18 protein-coding genes are annotated in these 15121 nt (G+C 37.5%); all 18 read right to left on the reverse strand.

The features are described from left to right. Positions 1-17: 17 nt before the first annotated feature. Entirely contained in the window at positions 18-542 is a 525-nt protein-coding gene (locus NSQ74_RS21400) for a DivIVA domain-containing protein (protein ID WP_340825975.1), read from the reverse strand. A 95-nt stretch (positions 543-637) separates the two neighbouring features. Further along, positions 638-1426 carry a YlmH family RNA-binding protein gene (locus tag NSQ74_RS21405; RefSeq protein ID WP_340825976.1) on the reverse strand — a complete coding sequence of 263 codons (789 nt, stop codon included), beginning with the start codon at positions 1424-1426 and terminating at the stop codon, positions 638-640. Positions 1427-1530: 104 nt separating this feature from the next. Continuing rightward, the gene (locus NSQ74_RS21410; RefSeq protein ID WP_340825977.1) at positions 1531-1809 is read right to left on the reverse strand and encodes a YggT family protein; all 279 of its coding nucleotides are present in this window, start codon (positions 1807-1809) and stop codon (positions 1531-1533) included. A gap of 20 nt (positions 1810-1829) precedes the next feature. Next, positions 1830-2324, reverse strand: coding sequence for a cell division protein SepF (locus NSQ74_RS21415; protein WP_340825978.1), 495 nt, complete (start codon positions 2322-2324; stop codon positions 1830-1832). Beyond that, positions 2308-3012 (reverse strand): YggS family pyridoxal phosphate-dependent enzyme, encoded by a 705-nt coding sequence (locus tag NSQ74_RS21420; protein WP_340825979.1) that lies wholly within the window; start codon positions 3010-3012, stop codon positions 2308-2310. Before NSQ74_RS21420 ends, NSQ74_RS21415 begins: the two co-directional genes overlap by 17 nt. 173 nt (positions 3013-3185) lie before the next feature. Further along, the gene (locus tag NSQ74_RS21425; RefSeq protein WP_173477847.1) at positions 3186-3422 is read right to left on the reverse strand and encodes a YlmC/YmxH family sporulation protein; all 237 of its coding nucleotides are present in this window, start codon (positions 3420-3422) and stop codon (positions 3186-3188) included. 173 nt (positions 3423-3595) lie between these two features. Beyond that, a complete protein-coding gene (gene sigG, locus NSQ74_RS21430) occupies positions 3596-4369 on the reverse strand; it encodes an RNA polymerase sporulation sigma factor SigG (protein WP_024362132.1) in 774 nt (257 codons plus the stop codon). Positions 4370-4483: 114 nt separating this feature from the next. Then, positions 4484-5191, reverse strand: coding sequence for an RNA polymerase sporulation sigma factor SigE (sigE, locus tag NSQ74_RS21435; protein ID WP_024362133.1), 708 nt, complete (start codon positions 5189-5191; stop codon positions 4484-4486). A gap of 13 nt (positions 5192-5204) precedes the next feature. Next, positions 5205-6038, reverse strand: a complete 834-nt coding sequence (locus tag NSQ74_RS21440) for a sigma-E processing peptidase SpoIIGA (RefSeq protein WP_340825981.1) — start codon at positions 6036-6038, stop codon at positions 5205-5207. 201 nt (positions 6039-6239) lie between these two features. Next, on the reverse strand, positions 6240-7409 hold the full coding sequence (gene ftsZ / locus NSQ74_RS21445; RefSeq protein ID WP_340825983.1) for a cell division protein FtsZ: 1170 nt from the start codon (positions 7407-7409) through the stop codon (positions 6240-6242). A gap of 53 nt (positions 7410-7462) precedes the next feature. After that, complete coding sequence (gene ftsA / locus NSQ74_RS21450) at positions 7463-8746, reverse strand: cell division protein FtsA (RefSeq protein ID WP_173477851.1); 1284 nt, start codon at positions 8744-8746, stop codon at positions 7463-7465. A gap of 95 nt (positions 8747-8841) precedes the next feature. Then, positions 8842-9213, reverse strand: a complete 372-nt coding sequence (locus tag NSQ74_RS21455) for a small basic family protein (protein WP_173477852.1) — start codon at positions 9211-9213, stop codon at positions 8842-8844. Between the two features lie 3 nt (positions 9214-9216). Then, positions 9217-9936, reverse strand: a complete 720-nt coding sequence (locus NSQ74_RS21460; protein WP_340825984.1) for a DUF881 domain-containing protein — start codon at positions 9934-9936, stop codon at positions 9217-9219. A 150-nt stretch (positions 9937-10086) separates the two neighbouring features. Further along, a complete protein-coding gene (locus NSQ74_RS21465; protein WP_340825985.1) occupies positions 10087-10815 on the reverse strand; it encodes a DUF881 domain-containing protein in 729 nt (242 codons plus the stop codon). Beyond that, positions 10793-11647, reverse strand: a complete 855-nt coding sequence (locus NSQ74_RS21470; protein ID WP_340825986.1) for a cell division protein FtsQ/DivIB — start codon at positions 11645-11647, stop codon at positions 10793-10795. The genes NSQ74_RS21465 and NSQ74_RS21470 overlap by 23 nt, the downstream gene beginning before the upstream one ends. Before the next feature lie 22 nt (positions 11648-11669). After that, positions 11670-12749, reverse strand: a complete 1080-nt coding sequence (ftsW, locus tag NSQ74_RS21475) for a putative lipid II flippase FtsW (protein WP_340825988.1) — start codon at positions 12747-12749, stop codon at positions 11670-11672. A gap of 40 nt (positions 12750-12789) precedes the next feature. Then, the gene (gene murD, locus NSQ74_RS21480) at positions 12790-14139 is read right to left on the reverse strand and encodes a UDP-N-acetylmuramoyl-L-alanine--D-glutamate ligase (protein ID WP_340825990.1); all 1350 of its coding nucleotides are present in this window, start codon (positions 14137-14139) and stop codon (positions 12790-12792) included. Beyond that, the gene (gene mraY / locus NSQ74_RS21485) at positions 14136-15110 is read right to left on the reverse strand and encodes a phospho-N-acetylmuramoyl-pentapeptide-transferase (RefSeq protein WP_340825991.1); all 975 of its coding nucleotides are present in this window, start codon (positions 15108-15110) and stop codon (positions 14136-14138) included. The genes murD and mraY overlap by 4 nt, the downstream gene beginning before the upstream one ends. Between the last annotated feature and the right edge of the window lie 11 nt (positions 15111-15121).

Below are 15121 nucleotides of genomic sequence, written 5' to 3' on the forward strand. Positions count from 1 at the left end.
CTTTTTCAATGGACTATTTAGATTTCTTCTGATTCTTGGGCTTCCTCAACAGAAGACTGAATTTCTGTTAAATCAATATCATATTGCAATAAATGATCCCAATCGTCTGCATTAAGTAAATCCAATTGTGCTTCTACAAGCATTTTAAATCGATTGCGGAAAACTTTTGACTGCTTTTTCAGCTCATCTATTTCTATAGTTACTTTACGTGCTTTCGTTAATGCCTCATTAACAATGCGATCAGCATTTTTTTCGGCTTCTTTCACAATAAGCTTTGCTTCTTTTTGTGAGTTTCTTCGTACCTCATCTGCTGCCTCTTGAGCGACAACAATTGATTTTTGTAATGTTTCCTCTAAAGAATTAAAATGTCTCGCTTGCTCTAAAGCCATTTCCAGTTGCTTATCGACATCTTTTTTTTCACGGAGTAATTTTTCATAATCTTTAATAATTTGATCTAAAAATTCATTTACTTCATCTTCAGCATATCCCCTGAAAGATTTTGTAAACTCCTTATTATGTATATCAATAGGTGATAATGGCATACGATCCTTCTCTCCTTTACATGTACATTCGTAATTCCTATTATACAATTGTTCTAACAACTTAGCAGTAAAAATAAATAGAAATTACATGTTTTTTACCCTTTTTGGGTCAAACGACCGATTTGCAAACGAATTTTATCTTTCTTTGTTCGGCCTTCTGTCATTATTATTTTCACACGACCACTACCTCGTACTGATAAAATATCACCTTCTTGACATTCAAAAGCAACACTATCTCGCTCAGTCCAGTTTACACGCACTTTTTTTCCGCTAATAAGAGCTTGCGCTTTTTGACGAGACACTTTTAATACCGTTGCAATAATGACATCCAAACGCATAGAAGTAACGGTATGAGATTCTTCCTGCCAGTCATCTTCATTTTCAATAAGCGCTTGTGACTCTTTAATAGATTCTACATGCACTTTAACCTTCCCAATCCCTGTTAAATGAAGGCGTACATAATCTGCGACCTCTTCAGCGACTACAAACTGCACTTGCTGCTCATTCACCCGAATATCTCCGAATTTAGCTCTGTCTAAGCCTAATGATAATAGGGCACCGAGCACATCTGGGTGGCGCAATTGGACAAATCTTGCAGGATAGTGAATTGTAAATACTGTAAGCTGATAATCGTCCTCTTGCGGTTCGAAATACGTTGGGAAAATAAGCATACGTTGACGTTCTGCCTCATGAAACAAGCCATCGCTTGTCGTTTGAAGCATATTATTTTGCGCAATGATAGACATCACAATAAAACGCTGCCTTGGATCTAAAAAATCTGTAAGTTTCGGAGCATAGCGGTCTTCCACCTCACGTTGCCAACTTACTACCTGCTCAATAAAAGGCTGCTCGTCCTTCCTAAAATGTTGTATTAAATGCTCCATCTATCGTTCACCCCATCTACCTCATCCATTTGAAACTACTAGTTTATGTATGTCTAGTATTCCCTTTTTACACAAAAAATCCCCACTAATTGTGAGGATTCTGACTAAAACATAAAGAATATTTTTTGAATCACAATAAAAAGCCCATTTTTAATAAAATTCAACATGAATATTGCCACAATCGGAGAAATATCAATCATGCCAATAGGAGGAATGATTTTTCTGAAAAGCCCTAAGTATGGATCACACATTCTTTCAAGAAAACGGCCAATTGCTGAACTTTGAGCAGCTGGTACCCAAGACATTAAAACATATGCTACTAGCATAAATGAGTACACAGTAAATGCTAAATCCAAATAATGCAAAATTATATAAAAAGTCATATAAACTACAATCCTCGCTATTAATTATCGTCTAAAATAAAATTTGAAATTTCGCCAGACACTTCTACATTATCTGGTGTGCATAAGAATATATCTTTGCCTATACGTTGAATGTCTCCACCTAGCGCATAGACTGTACCGCTTAAAAAATCGATAATTCGTATACCTTGCTCTCTTTCAATACGTTGCAGATTAACAATTGTTGCTCTTTTGTTTTTTAAGTTTTCTGCGATATCCTGAGCCTCTGCATAAACTCTAGGTTCTACCAATACAACCTTTGCACCTTTTGTATTCATAGCTGCTTGTAAACTAACAATATTATTATTAGCATTTGTACTTTGCGGTACAATTTCATGAATTTGTGCCTTACGTTCTTTGATAACCTTTTTAGATGGTTTAGCTGCATGAATCGGTTGTTGTTGCACGGGTTGTTGCTGAATAGGAGCTTGCGTGATTTCTTCTTCTAGGTCTTCTTCAAGATAAAAGAAGTTTTTAATTTTATTTTTCATGCTCATCCTGTTCCCCTCTTTCATTTCCAACAAGAGCCGTTCCGACTCGAACGAATGTAGCTCCTTCCTCTACCGCTATTTCAAAGTCATTAGACATGCCCATTGATAACTCGGTACAAGGTGCGTGTGCGAATCCTCGTTCGGCTATTTGCTGTTGACATTGTTTTAATTGCTTAAAAACAGAGCGAATAATTGTTTCGTCCTCTGTATTTGGTGCCATTGTCATTAAACCTACAACTTGAATTTTCGTGAAGTCTTGTAAAGATTCAATAAAAGTTACTGCGTCTTCTGCTGTTAAACCATGTTTTGATTCTTCACCTGACACATTAACTTGTACAAAACATTTTACCGTTTTTGTTGCTCTTTTTTCAATTTCTTCAGCTAAGCTTAGACGATCCAAGGAATGTAAGTAATCAATTTCGTTAATAACTTGTTTTACTTTTCGAGTTTGTAATGATCCAATATAATGCCAGTGTACATTTGCTTGAATGGCTTCAATTTTTTGTTTTAAGCCTTCAGGACGATTTTCGCCTAAATGTATAAGCCCTGCATCAATTGCTTCTTGTGTTCTCTCAACGGAGACCTCTTTCGTAACAGCAATAATTTGAACATTAGTTGCCTCACGATTTGAACGATGTTGTGCTGCTTGTATTTGATTATTAATTTTGTCTAAATTTGTTAAGATTTTCGTCACTGTTTTTCCCAACTTTACAACTTAGTTTCCTTTATTGTAACAAGCAACTGTTCATTTATCAATGAATAGCCTGACCTATAAAAATGCTGATACATTTACGCTGCTCACGCGCAATGAGGGGCTACAGTCTTACTGTTCGAAAAATATGAGCGAGCAGCACAAATGCTATGATTCTACGATAATGCCTTTACTAGAATGACATCCTTTCCGACTACAAGAACATCTTTCATATACACTTTTCTTATTGATTCTTCTCCTCTAAAAAACCCTAAATATTTTCGTGGCTCTGCAATCATAAATGCCGTTACATAGCCCGTTTCTTTTGATACTTCTGCATCTACAACAAAGCCTAAAAAACGTCCATTCCCTGCTTCTATTACTTCTTTTTGCTGTAACATCGAGAAACGCATCTGTATCCCTCCTACTAAATCAATTACCATTGTGTTTTATGTTGAGCTAAAACAATTACAATGCTTATTGATTAATTGCTGTATAGCTAAAAATCTATGACCGCTATCTTCATGTTCGCACTAACGCAATGAAGATAAAATGCGCACCGAAGTTTCGGGTGCGCATTGTCTACTTACTTATAATCTTTCTGCATTGTTTCAATGGCATTTTTTTCTAGACGTGAAATTTGCGCTTGGGAAATCCCTAATTCTTTTGCAATTTCAGTTTGTGTCTCACCATAATAAAAACGCTTCGCTACAATCATCTGCTGACGTACATCTAACTTTTGTAAGCTTTCCTTCACTGACACGTAGGCAACCCATTGATCTTCTGATACATCATCATCACGTAATTGGTCCATCATATAAACAGCGTCTCCACCGTCTGCATAAATGGGTTCTTGTAATGAAACTGGGTCTTGAATGGCATCTAAAGCAAATAATACATCTTCCTTTTTCATGTCAATCATTTCTGCGATTTCTTCAATCGTTGGTTCTCGCAAATTATCGGTTATCCATTGTTCTTTTGCCTGCATCGCCTTATACGCAATATCTCTAAGAGAACGAGAAACACGTAGTGCATGATGATCACGCAGATGGCGACGAATTTCACCAATGATCATTGGTACAGCATATGTTGAAAATCGTACATTATGCTTCAAATCGAAATGATCAATGGCTTTCATGAGGCCAATACAGCCTACCTGAAATAAATCATCTGCCTGTTCACCCCTGTAGGCAAATCGTCCGACAATACTTAGCACTAACCTTAAATTACACATTACAAGCTCTTCCCGAATCTCTGTTTCTCCTGCTTGTAATCGAATGAAGAGTTCCTTCATTTCTTCGTGCTTTAAAATTGGCAAAGTCGATGTATCTAAGCCGCAAAGATCTACTTTTGTTCGCATATTCGATTCCTCCGGATGTTATTCTCTGACTAAACCGTTACATCAGTTTGTCCGACAGAATCGAGAATATGCAGAAAAAATGTGACCAATTTTAGGTAGGATAAATTTCCCTATCTAAGATATTGGCTGATTCAAATTTTCTCGTAAATCTTGTATAATTTTCTTTTCTAACCTTGAAATATATGATTGCGAAATTCCTAAATGATCTGCTACTTCTTTTTGCGTCATTTCAATTTTACCGTTTAATCCGAAACGACATTCCATAATGTATCGTTCACGTGCACCTAATAAATTAATGGCATGGAACATATGCTGACGTTCGATTTTCTTTTCAACATTATCTAGAATAATATGTTCCTCTGTCCCTAAAATATCAGACAATAGTAACTCATTTCCATCTGCATCAGAATTTAGTGGTTCATCTAGTGAAACTTCACCCTTCATGCGACTTGTTTTACGTAAATGCATCAAAATTTCATTTTCAATACAACGTGATGCATACGTTGCAAGTTTAATATTTTTATCGGTATTGAACGTTTCAATCGCCTTTATTAAGCCAATTGAACCAATACTAATTAAATCTTCAATCGGCGTACCCGTATTATCAAAACGTCTAGCAATATAAACAACAAGACGTAAATTACGTTCAATAAGTGTATCTCTAGCTCGTAAATCTCCGTTCATAAAGGATGCAATGACTGTGACTTCTTCTTCTCGACTTAGTGGCACTGGCAATGAATCATTTCCCCCTATATAGTACGTTTCACGACTCCGAAACTTACCCCATAATTTTTTCAAGCTAGCAAGTAGCCTAAGAAGCAATAGTTCTCCCCCTCTATGAGTTATTTGAAAGCGCTGAAAAATGTAAAATTGCTGCTGTGCTATGCGGAAAATTTTTAGCTTTTTTTGTTAAAACGATATATTCATTTGTTTTTACTTGTGATGACTCTCCTTTAATATGCAATTCATCAAAGCGAAAGCCTAAGACAACAGTTTGTTGTTGCACAGTATTGACATGAATAAATCGAATAAGACGCTGATAATCTACTGAAAACATTGATACATCGTAAGGATCTGTTTCTTGCCATTGCGATAGTGCATCTCGAATTGTTGCTGGTAAATAAGGTCGTAGCGCTGAATACGAAACGAAATGAACAGGTTTTCCCGACAGTGGCTCAATACATTGATTTCCTGTATCAACAAATGCCGAAAGTGGGATAACTTCATCAAAAACCTTTAAGGTCGTTTGAAATACAAACTGTCCACTTACACGCTCCAGCTTTACAAATCCCCATTGCTTATAAAATATAAGGAGATTACCAAATGCCAGCAATAAGCAAAGTACAATAAAGTGAATGACAGAAAGACTCTTTAAATACGGTTGTAATGCTGTTAACAGTCCGCCAATAACAATCGTTGCGGTCAGTACAATAGGACCTTGCTTTTGAAAGCTTCGAAGTTTAAAGCGAAAAGCTAGACCAATTAGTACAATAAAGCTTAGCACAATCGTAAGCAGCATTTGACCACCGATTACAGCTATTAAACTACTAATAATTGAACTCATTAATAATCTCGTATTCTTTACATAAACGCCTGTAACTTTTGCTGTAAACGTCAATATTGCTAGATTATAAAGCGTATTAATGAGCACCAGCCATTCTCCATACATAACAGCCGCCTCCTACTTACAAAGTTAGCACGCCAGCGGCACAAATATTGTCAAACAATCGCATGATTTCCTTAAAATGTTTTGACAAAAAACTTCGTTTCCTTACACAAAAAGTGCCTGACACGCAAACAATTCAGAATTGTTTGCGTGTCAGGCACTTAAAAAAACTCGTATTTTACATATGTAAAATACGAGTTTTTATTATCCGCGATTTTTACGGTTACGTAAAAATGCAGGTACTTCTAACATGTCATCTTGTCCATAATTTTGCTGACTTTGGCGCTGTGGTTGTTCTTGCTGAACATGTACCTCTTGACGCTGCTCACGAATAGGTGCTTGTTGTTGAGGAGCAGCTTGTCGATTATTATTAATGCTGTTAATGCCTGGACGCGTATTTCCTCGGTGTTGTTGTAACGACTCTTCTGTGAAACCAGTCGCAATAACAGTTACAATGATCTCATCTTTTAAATTTTCGTTAATAACCGAACCGAAAATCATGTTAACTTCTTCATCCGAAGCCGATGCAACGATATCTGCCGCTTCTTGTACTTCAAATAAACTTAGGTTAGAGCCGCCTGTAATGTTCATCAAGACACCTTTAGCACCATCAATTGATGATTCAAGTAATGGGCTTGAAATTGCTTTTTTAGCAGCTTCTGCTGCACGATTTTCGCCTGTCGCAATACCGATACCCATTAATGCAGAACCTTTGTTAGACATAATTGTTTTTACGTCAGCAAAGTCTAGGTTAATCAGACCTGGTGTTGCGATTAAATCCGAAATACCTTGTACACCTTGACGTAAAACGTTATCCGCTTCACGGAAAGCTTCTAGCATCGGAGTCGATTTGTCGACAATTTGTAATAGCTTGTCGTTCGGAATAACGATTAATGTATCGACAGCTTCTTTCATGCCACCAATACCACCAATTGCCTGTGTTTGTCGCTTTCGCCCTTCAAAAGTAAAAGGTCGTGTTACAACACCAACTGTTAGTGAGCCTAAATCACGTGCAATTTGGGCGATAACCGGTGCAGCACCAGTACCTGTGCCTCCACCCATTCCAGCTGTTACGAATACCATATCCGCACCGCGTAATACTTCTTCTAATTGTTCACGACTTTCTTCAGCCGCTTTTTTCCCTACTTCTGGATTAGCTCCTGCTCCTAAACCACGCGTAAGTTTTGTACCGATTTGTAGCTTAATTTCTGCTTTCGATAAATTCAAAGCCTGTGAATCTGTGTTTACTGCGATAAAATCAACACCTTGTACACCATGCTCTATCATTCGGTTAACAGCGTTGTTACCGCCACCACCCACACCAATGACTTTTATAACTGCAAGTTGATCAACACTTGTATCAAATTCTAACATTCTTTTTTCCTCCCACGGTAACTCGACTCTGTATCATTCATTACGCATTCAAGTTAATCAAAAAATTTATCAAATAATTTTTTTGCTCTACCGATTACGCTTCCTTTTGATTCTGAAGGTGTAGCATATTCTTGCTTTTTAGATGCTGGTGCTTGAGCACCGACAACCGCATACTCAATAGGCTGCGTATTCGTACCTTTTCCATAAAAATCATCTTCTAGATAGGCGTAACGAATCAGTCCAACTGCCGTCGTAAATGAAGGCTCTCTAACGCCAATATAATCTGGAGTATATATTCTAACACGCGTTTGCAGTATCTGGCGTGCTAATTGAGCTATACCATCTAGCTTTGCAACACCACCTGTTAAAACAACACCACCTGGCAAATCTCGAACGCCTAGACGTGCTAACTCATCAATTACTAGTTCAAATAATTCTTCTAATCTAGCACCAATAATTTCTGAAATAAAGCGTTGGCTGTACTGATCCCTTGAATCTGTACCTACAACTGGCACTTCAAAAAGTTCCTCGTCTGAAGCATCATCGTAAAAGGCATGTCCAAATTGGTGTTTAATTTGCTCCGCTTGATCTGTCGGTGTTTTTAAAACAATTGAAATATCTTTTGTAATATGATCCCCACCTACTGGAATGACACCAGTATGTGTAAGTAGCCCCTCTTCAAATACCGCAATAGTTGTTGAGCCGCCACCTAATTCAATAAAGGCTGTACCTTGGTTTTTTTCATCTTCCGTTAATGCAAAATAACCAGCCGCCAGTGGTTGTAAATAAATCTCTCTAATGCTTAATCCCGCTTTCTCTACGCAACGAAGTACATTGTGTAACAACGTTTTAGAGGTCGTAATCATTGTCGCATCCATTTCGAGACGAATACCAATCATACCGCGTGGGTCTTTAATTTCGTCTAAATTATCTACTATAAACTGTCTTGGAATGATGTTGACTAATTCACGTTCAGGAGGTATTGACATGACTTGTGCAGATTCTACCACTCTGTCTAAATCATCATCTGTAATTTCTCTATTTTCACTATTTACAGCGACAACACCTTTAACTAGTTGTAACATCGTCTGATTAGCTGGAACGCCTAAAACGACTTCATCGATTTGATAACCTGTCATTCGTTCTGCTTGTTCTACTGCTTTTCGAATAGATTGAACTGTTGCATCAATATCAACAATTGCACCTTTTCGAACCCCATTCGATTTTACATTACCGACCCCAATTACATGTAATTGTCCGTCGCTCATTTCACCTATTAATACTTTGATAGAGGAAGATCCTATATCGAGTGATATATATAATTCTTGATGATTCAAATTCGCTGCACCTCCTTGAAAATGCTCTTAATTTCATTCTATTGTAAATCTTGCCTAATGTCTAAGCAAATCGAGTATTTTGGTCAATTTTTCTCTCATTCTATGGAAGTTTTTTTCTTATTGTGACGTTTTTCATCTAACCGAGTTAGTAAAATACGCCTAATTATTGCAATATTTTGGAACAAGCGTACTCCAAAGGCGAAAATGGCAGCTAAATACAAGTCCACCCCTAAATTCACACCTATGAACGCCAATCCCGCCGCAAGAACTATATTAAAAAAGAAACCTGATACAAATACTTTATCGTCATATACTTGTTGTAATTGAGCTCGAATACCTCCAAATAACGTATCTAATGCAGCCAGCACTGCTATTGACAAATAATTTTCATAGATAGAGGGAATTTGGATATTTGTTAACAAGCCAAGCGCTAGTCCAAATACCAAACCTAAAAATGGTAGCCACATATATTAATCTCCTTTTTTGACCTCTGTTAAATAATCATTCGTCAATGGTTGATCGAATGCCGGTATGGTTAACTGTGCAGTAGGCTCCTCTATCACTAATTTAAAATTATCTAAATAAAATGAATCGATAAATGTTGAAGCTTGAATAGAATTATACATTTTTTGTGCTGCTTTATATGTGCTTGTCCCAACATAGATTTCGAAAGGTGGTGATGAAAGTGCTACACTATTCACCGTCGTTTTTCCATTTATGTCTCTGATGGCTGATGTATGAACAATACGATTCCCATCAATGGCAACACTAGCAGCATCATATTTAAATAATTCATTCAGTAATTGGGTAAGTAAATCCGGAGAGATCTCTTTCATTTCATACCCCATTGCAACTAATTCCGGAGCTGGCTCTACTCGGAGTACTACCCCTGGACCTGTAGTATCCGTTAAGCCTGCCTGTTGTTTTAATTGATTGACTGTGTCATTTAAAACAGCTTGTAAATTAGCTTTTTCAGATTGCTCATAGCGACCCATTACCTCATTAAGTGAGCGAATATCTGCTAATAATGTGGAATGCCTTTGCTTTTCTTCTGCTAATTCCTCTCGTATGGCCCAAATATCTCGTGTATCTCGCTCAGCTGGTTTTTGAATGGTATTGTATTGTACCGCTATCATCAAACCGATAATAAATAGCACGATCGTTATTCGGGTGTACATATTTTTTTTCAAAATAGCCCCTCCTAGACGTATCGCAAACAATTACTCCTTGATATCGTTAAATTTAGATGTTGAATTGTAATATGAACAATTTTTATCTAGGACATCCGTGGGAGGCTTTACCTAATTTTTACCCCATGTTTATTCATGGAATAATAGTCGTTAACTTTCTACTTTTACATTTGGCATTGTTAACTTTTGATTTTCTTCTAATGACACTACAATATTGTCATTTAACAACTGATCTACTACACCACCACTTAAGTTCAGTGAAGCACGAAGTGTTGTAGAATCCCCTATCGCCTCAATTACAAAGGGGGCAGGGTGTTGCTTGCCGTCAATTGTAATAACAGGTCCATTACATCTTATATAAGAATTAGCCAAGACCCGTTGCCCATTAATGGCAATTGCCTGTGCTCCAGAAATTTTTAATTCATTCAATAATTTAAACACATGGCTTTCGTGGACGATATAATCATTAGGGTTTACAGATTTAGGATCGTAATCGCCATCTTGAAGCGTTATACGTATACCCTTTCCTTCCGAACTTAAATCACCTAATAGTAAACGTAAGTCTTCTGCTTCTTGAACTAATTGTTTAGAATCCTTTTCATTCGAAGCGAATTCTTTTTCATAGTTCCGAATCTTTTCTTGTAACTTGTTCGCTTCTTCTGTGAGTTCTTTATTGCGCTCCTGCTGTTCAATCAACTCCTCACGATACGTATCTTCTTGTTCAAATAGCTCAGATTTAATCGAGCTTGTTTGCCGATTGTCCTTTGCTTGGTTGTAAGAATAGCCGATGATAAACCCAGTAGTTATACAAACGATGAGGAGCTCAAATTGTTTCCTCGTAAAGAAATTCCCTTTGCTATTCTGTTTCTTGTTGTTCATCTTCATTCACTTCCTGGTTGGCGGCATTTTCATCAGGGTTGTCCGCTTTTTCATCAGGGTTGTCTGTCATATCAATGCTGACTTTATTGTACTCATCATTAAAGGGACGGTAATATGAGCCAACCTCGATGTCAATAACACCCTTTTCTAAATTTGCTATTTGCGCAACAATTGAAGGATAATAATTTAGCTTGTCAGCTAATGTTGGAATAACTGCACGTACTTCATAGCCATCATTCATATAAAGTTTGACCGCATTAGGATTAGCCTCATTACTGTTAGTATTGACTTGGGAGATTAAAGCTAATACTTCTGGTTTTAAACGTGCTAATTGCTCTACAAGCTTGTTAATTGTTTTTTCCCCTGTAATGCCAATAAAAACAGGTGCATCAATAGGGATATTGTCGCCCGCTTGTTCAAACTTCTTACCGTTCTCTAACAATGGGTAGTAAGTTCCGTCACCAGCTAAGTACGCAACTTTTTTCCATTCCTTAATATCAATCGTTACGCCCCGCAGCCATTTGCGTTGGACATGTGCCTCTTGTACCCATTTGTCCTTTAGCAATGCCTGCTCTACATCTTTCACCGTAAAACCCCACATCGACTTTCCTGGTGCAAGTGTACTAGCCTCTAAATAATATTGTTCGTCAGCTAGTTGGGCACCATTAACCGTAATGCTTTTAATATCACTGTAAGGAGATTGAAAATAAAGGAGTACAGCTAGCACTAAAAAGAAAAGTAATATTAGGACAATGAATTTACGATTTGTACGCTTTTTTCGTCGCTGCTTAAGCGTAGGGATGCGATCTTCTATATCAATTACTTTCTCCATAAAAAGTACTCCTCCTTTATATTTATTTCGCTAATTGATAAATAATACCTATTATCAACCACATTGTTACTAAAGATGTTCCACCATAGCTTATAAATGGTAATGTGACACCGGTTACAGGAACCAAACCGATAACTACAGCTATATTTAAAAACGCCTGTACAGTTAACATTGTCACAAGACCAATAATCGCATAATAGGATGTTCGTGTTTTAGCCTGTACTGCAAATTTATAACCAGCGTATATTGTCAGTATAAATAGTGCTAAAATAACGAGCCCACCCACCAAACCAATTTCTTCTAAAATAATCGCGTAAATAAAATCATTTTGCGGTTCAGGTAAATATAAGAATTTTTGTCTACTTTGTCCAAATCCATGTCCGAAAATCCCTGCTGGGCCAATTGCCATTAAAGATTGAACCGCTTGGAATCCACTTACCAATGGATCTGCCCAAGGGTCAAGAAACGCTTCAATACGTTTAAGTCGATATGGTGCTGTGGCAATCAAGCCTACTAATCCAGCAACTCCTGCTACCATTATCATCGCGTAAAGCTTTAACGGATACCCTGCCACAAATAACAATAAAAAAACAGATACTACAAGTATAAAAACAGATCCAAAATCAGGCTGAAGCATAATTAACACAACGGGTAACACCACGATAACAGCATGTCGCCAATTAACGATTGGCGTACCAGTTTTGTGCTGCGCTAATATATGACTGATATACACTAGCACTGTAATTTTCGTTATCTCAGCAGGTTGTATCGTTAATGGTCCTACACCAATCCAGCTTTGAGACCCATTTCGTTCAAGTCCAATACCTGGTATTAGTACAAGGACTAGTAAAACCAACGAAAATATATAAGCCATCTTCCAAAAGGATTGCTCTTTTAATATGTTTAATCGAATGGTAATTAAAAACACTACAATGCCTACCACAAAATACAAACTTTGTTTCATATAAAACGGCATTTTCCCACTATAATGAACGGCACTCCAATAGGTGCCTGCAGAATAGACGAAAATAATGCCGATTATTGATAGCATCAAAGTTGTGACGAGCAATAAATAGCTTTCTTTCCCTCTCAGTAATGCCATCCTTCCACATCAAGTATATTCTAAAATAGTTACAGGCTCATTACAGCTTCATTACAGCATCAATAAAAACGTCACCACGAATTTCAAAGCTGTCATATTGATCCCAACTTGCACAAGCTGGTGATAGTAGAATAATATCTCCTTCTGCAGACATCGGCGCGGCATAATGAACAGCATCCTCTACATTTTGAGCAATAACCGTTTGCGATACACCACAAGACTTAGCAAATTCTACAAAACGTAAGCCCGTTTCACCGAACGCCACAACGCCTTTCACATGCCCCATACAAGGTCTTAACTCTTCAAAAGAATGCCCGCGGTCTAAACCACCCGCAAGCAAAATAATAGGTGCTTTGAATGCATCTAATGCACTTTTTGTTGCTAAGCAATTGGTTGCTTTAGAGTCATTGTAAATTTTTCGACCATTCCACTCACGGACAAATTGTGTACGGTGACGGACGCCTCCAAATTCAGCTAATACCTCTTCCATTTTAGCTTTGTCACAGCCAATCAATATACAAGCTGCTACAGCGGCTAGAATATTTTCTAGATTGTGTTTACCAGGCAGAGCAATATTCGCTCGGTCCATAAACGGCTCACCTTGCCAATAAATTGTCGTATCATCAGCGCTAATTCCTTGTTCAGTACGTCCTTTAGAAGAAAAAGGTACTTTTTTTGCATTTGATTTTGCAGCATAGCCAACAACAATTGGCTGATCCGCGTTGTAAATGAAATAATCATTTTCATCCTGATTGCGAGTTACACCAAACTTTGCCTCAGCATAGTTATCAAACGTACCATGATAATCAAGATGGGCATCATAAAGATTTGTTAAAATAGAAATTTTTGGTTTAAATGTTTTGATACCCATAAGCTGAAACGATGATAGCTCCGTAACGATGACGTTATCCTCTTGTGCTTCTCTTGCTACACCGCATGCAACTGTGCCGATATTCCCTGCAATTAACGGTTTTTTCGCACCATTTTCCAACATCTCAAAAATTAATGTCGTCGTTGTCGTTTTACCATTAGAACCTGTAATACCAATAAATGGTGCATCACTAATTAAATAAGCTAGCTCTATTTCTGTCCATACAGGTATATCGCGACTAATTGCATCTGCTACAATTTTATTGCTATACGGGATACCAGGGTTTTTTACAACGAGCTCAAATCCTTCGTCAAGTAAATCCTCTGGATGACGACCACAAATAACTGTGATGCCTTTTTGCAGTAGACCTTGCGCATCTGGGCTTTCATCAAACGGCTTTGAATCATTGACTGTTACAAAGGCGCCAAGCTCATGTAAAATCTCCGCTGCTGCCACACCACTTTTAGCTAGGCCTAAAACAAGGACTTTTTTATGTTGTAAATCTGTATATTCTCTCATAAGAACGCCTCCGATAAGACTGCAATCAATGCTACTGCTAAAGCAGTTGACCAAAATACAAGTACAACTTTCCATTCTGACCAACCTGATAATTCAAAATGATGGTGGATAGGACTCATTTTAAATATTCGTTTTTTACGAATTTTAAAGCTACCCACCTGTAAAATAACAGATAGTGTTTCAATAACAAACACTAATCCAACTAATAAAAGTAAAAACTCTTCTTTCACTAGTACCGATACCATAGCTAGTGCTCCACCTAGAGCAAGTGAGCCAGTATCTCCCATAAATACTTTTGCAGGGTTTGCATTGAATAGTAAAAATCCTAATAATGCTCCTGTTACCGCAAATGTAAATAACGCGATATCTGCTTGGCTTTGGAATAGTGCAATAACACCAAATGCCGCAAATGCAATCGATGCTGTACCTGCCACAAGACCGTCAAGACCATCTGTTAGGTTGACAGCATTAGAAAACCCAACTAACCAGAAAATCATAAAGGCTACATAAAACACACCAAAATCAATTGTCCAGTCTGTAAATGGAATGGCTAATGATGTATCAAAAGAACTAACGTGCAATAGGAAGTATGCAAGAATCGCAATAACGATTTGCCCTATTAACTTTTGAATCGATGTTAACCCTAAATTACGTTTGAAAATGACCTTTAAGCCATCATCTAAAAAGCCAATTAATCCGAAACCTGCTAGTACAAGTAAAAGGACCACAGTTTGTGTTGTTAATAAATCTAAAAAGCTGCCAATTGCTACCGTTGTAATGATGATGGCCATTAAAAAGATAATGCCTCCCATTGTCGGTGTGCCTGCTTTTTTCATGTGTGATTTCGGTCCTTCTTCTCGAATACTTTGCCCAAACTTCAATCGACGAAGAAGTGGAATACTAATTGGTGCCAAGATAACTGTTACTATAAAAGCAATAGCTAAAATGGTAAGCGTTGTTGCGAGTTTCATTGAAAAATCTC

The sequence above is a fragment of the Lysinibacillus sp. FSL W8-0992 genome (assembly GCF_038008685.1).
Taxonomy (GTDB): domain Bacteria; phylum Bacillota; class Bacilli; order Bacillales_A; family Planococcaceae; genus Lysinibacillus.

What these genes read in the sequence shown, in the direction of transcription:
- NSQ74_RS21400 (WP_340825975.1), bottom strand. Translation starts at nt 542, where the DNA reads ATGCCATTATCACCTATTGATATACATAATAAGGAGTTTACAAAATCT.
- NSQ74_RS21405 (WP_340825976.1), bottom strand. Translation starts at nt 1,426, where the DNA reads ATGGAGCATTTAATACAACATTTTAGGAAGGACGAGCAGCCTTTTATT.
- NSQ74_RS21410 (WP_340825977.1), bottom strand. Translation starts at nt 1,809, where the DNA reads ATGACTTTTTATATAATTTTGCATTATTTGGATTTAGCATTTACTGTG.
- NSQ74_RS21415 (WP_340825978.1), bottom strand. Translation starts at nt 2,324, where the DNA reads ATGAGCATGAAAAATAAAATTAAAAACTTCTTTTATCTTGAAGAAGAC.
- NSQ74_RS21425 (WP_173477847.1), bottom strand. Translation starts at nt 3,422, where the DNA reads ATGCGTTTCTCGATGTTACAGCAAAAAGAAGTAATAGAAGCAGGGAAT.
- sigG (WP_024362132.1), bottom strand. Translation starts at nt 4,369, where the DNA reads ATGCGAACAAAAGTAGATCTTTGCGGCTTAGATACATCGACTTTGCCA.
- NSQ74_RS21440 (WP_340825981.1), bottom strand. Translation starts at nt 6,038, where the DNA reads ATGTATGGAGAATGGCTGGTGCTCATTAATACGCTTTATAATCTAGCA.
- ftsZ (WP_340825983.1), bottom strand. Translation starts at nt 7,409, where the DNA reads ATGTTAGAATTTGATACAAGTGTTGATCAACTTGCAGTTATAAAAGTC.
- NSQ74_RS21455 (WP_173477852.1), bottom strand. Translation starts at nt 9,213, where the DNA reads ATGTGGCTACCATTTTTAGGTTTGGTATTTGGACTAGCGCTTGGCTTG.
- NSQ74_RS21465 (WP_340825985.1), bottom strand. Translation starts at nt 10,815, where the DNA reads ATGAACAACAAGAAACAGAATAGCAAAGGGAATTTCTTTACGAGGAAA.
- NSQ74_RS21470 (WP_340825986.1), bottom strand. Translation starts at nt 11,647, where the DNA reads ATGGAGAAAGTAATTGATATAGAAGATCGCATCCCTACGCTTAAGCAG.
- ftsW (WP_340825988.1), bottom strand. Translation starts at nt 12,749, where the DNA reads ATGGCATTACTGAGAGGGAAAGAAAGCTATTTATTGCTCGTCACAACT.
- murD (WP_340825990.1), bottom strand. Translation starts at nt 14,139, where the DNA reads ATGAGAGAATATACAGATTTACAACATAAAAAAGTCCTTGTTTTAGGC.
- mraY (WP_340825991.1), bottom strand. Translation starts at nt 15,110, where the DNA reads ATGAAACTCGCAACAACGCTTACCATTTTAGCTATTGCTTTTATAGTA.